Below are 2502 nucleotides of genomic sequence, written 5' to 3'. Positions count from 1 at the left end.
GCTTATGAGTAAATGATAACAAAATTTATAAAAAAATCAACTTTTTTAAAAATATAATTTTTAATTGAATAAATAATTTTATAAAATTATGGATTTTGACACACTAAAAAGTACTTTTTAAAGTTATTACTAATTTTAAAAAGTTTTTTATTTATAAAGATAAAAATTGATTTTGAGATTGATTTAATTTAAAAATATTAAATTCAATTTTTTCTTTATTTTTATTAATTTTAACTTCATTAATTCTGCTATTAAGTCTTAACATTGAAGCAATTAACATATTATTAAATGTTTCTTTACAATATATTTTTGCACCACGCCCCTTAACAGCCTTAATATAATGTGAAACATCACCTTCAACATGACAACCAATATTATATTYTAATGYTTGATTTTCAATACCATCTTTATTATTTTTAATTAATTCAATAGTTTCTAATAAAAATTTCTTTTTGYTGTCAATAAMATAGGRTAAATGACAAATTAAAAAATCTAATAATGCTTCATAATTTCCAGTAAAAAAATACATTTTTKCTAATTTATATTTTAATCTATGAATTTTGTTTCTATTTCTATATGAAAATAAGTCTTTAAATCTTTTTACTAAATGAAATTTATCCAAACTATATGATACAGTRTTATTTTTATATTTTGTTTTTATTGCTTTGTAAATTTTTTTAATTTGTTTTTCGCCATCACTTAATACTAATATTATAGTATTTTCATTAATATCATAAGTATCCATTAGTTTAAAAATTTTGTCAATAAAATTTTTAAAACTAGATTTTTTATTTTTAGTAACATTTTTATCCATTATTTGAAAAACAMCTTTTTTCTTTTTAATTACTTTTCTTGTTTCAGTTGACTTTTCTTCATCAACACCAACATGCATAGTCGCAAGAAATATTTTATTTTCAACTCTTTTTTTATTTTCTCACATTGGTTCAAAAGCACCATCAATTTGAATGTATAAAATATTATTTGGAATTTTAATTTTATTGTTATTTTTGTTGCTAATATAGTCAACTTTTTCTAAATCAGATTTTTTAAAAATATTAGATATTATTTTTTCACTGATATTAGCATTTTCTGTTGTGTGCATAATATCTTTATATCGTTTTCCATCACCCATAAAAGAAATATATTTATCTTTTAAATTTTTTTCAATTCTTTCATATTTTTTTAATCCTAATTCTTCATCTAAAGGATAACGATTTATATATTTTTTATTTTTTTCATCATATTTAACATATCTTCGTCTTTTTATAGGAATATTTCCATATTCTGTTTTGATTGTTTTTGGTAATTTTGATACTACCTTATATCCTTGTAATATTTGTCCTTGTTGATATAATTTAAATATCTCATTATCTCTATTAATTAATAAATTTTTAACTTCATTTTGTGTCTCGATTGTTTTATTTTTTTTATAATTTTGAATTATGTAAAATGAAGTGCAACAAATCTTTATTAATTAAATAATATAATAAAAATTACAAAAATCAACCATAAATTTAAAAAAATTAATTATTTTATCAATATTTAAACAAACTAAAAAATAATTTATTAATTTTAATTAATAAATACATATTTTATTATTCTAATGACATATTTTATGAGTTAATATACATTTTTAAATATTTATTGTTTATATATTATGCAAAAAAATTTATTTTGCACTTATTCAATTTAAACACGGTCGGAGTTTATCATTTATAACATTAACTACTCAATCTATTCTTTTCTGATTAACATTATTAAAATCTGTGCCCTTAGGAAATCAATGTCTTAATTCACTATTCATATATTCAATTAAAGGTTTTTGTTGTGGTGAACCAGCATCACAAAAATAAACTTGTGTTTCAGCAAATATTTCCATTTCTCGTCATTTACTAAATTCTTTACCTCTATCTGTTATTATTCCTTTAATTTTTCCAATTAAATTATTATTTATAACAATTCCTTTAAACTTTTCAAAAACTTCATTAGCAGTATGATTTTCTAATTTTATTACAAAATATTTTTTACTTGATTGTTCTGCTAAAACTAAACAACTAGATAAATGTTCTTTTCCAACAACAGTATCCATTTCTAATCAACCAACATTAGAAACTTTATTTTCAATATCTCAAATTGACTTAAAATCAGTTAATTTACCACGATTATCTTTTTTTCCTTTTGTTTTAAATTTTTACCACGATATCGTAAATTTTCTTTTTTTAATCCAAATTCACCTAAACGAATTCATTTATAAAAAGTTTTAAGACAAGCAGGAAATTTAACACCAAATTTTAAAAAATAACGATAAATAAGTTCTGACGGTGAATCATGGTATTTATTAAGTCTAATTTTCATAAAATTAATCTGTTCTTTTGTAAATTTACATCTTTTATTATTCTTTTTTCTTTTCTCATAATACATTTTATCTGACTTATAAGCACTATATTCATCAGTAGTTTTAAAACGCTTAATTTCTCGTAAAATAGTACTACGATGTCTATT

1 protein-coding gene and 1 pseudogene are annotated in these 2502 nt (G+C 19.7%); both read right to left on the bottom strand.

Features of this window, described 5'->3' with window-relative positions; genetic code table 4:
* Window positions 1-151 precede the first annotated feature (151 nt).
* The gene (locus tag C6B38_RS02135; protein WP_334199047.1) at window positions 152-1354 is read right to left on the bottom strand and encodes an Mbov_0401 family ICE element transposase-like protein; all 1203 of its coding nucleotides are present in this window, start codon (window positions 1352-1354) and stop codon (window positions 152-154) included.
* A gap of 315 nt (window positions 1355-1669) precedes the next feature.
* Window positions 1670-2502, bottom strand: a pseudogene (locus tag C6B38_RS02130) (IS30 family transposase); the annotation flags it as partial.

This window comes from Spiroplasma sp. ChiS (genome assembly GCF_002968355.1).
Taxonomy (GTDB): Bacteria; Bacillota_I; Bacilli_A; order Mycoplasmatales; family Mycoplasmataceae; genus Spiroplasma; species Spiroplasma citri.
The sequence above is the reverse complement of the archived record's forward strand: the minus strand, read 5'-3'. Positions and strand labels throughout refer to the sequence as shown.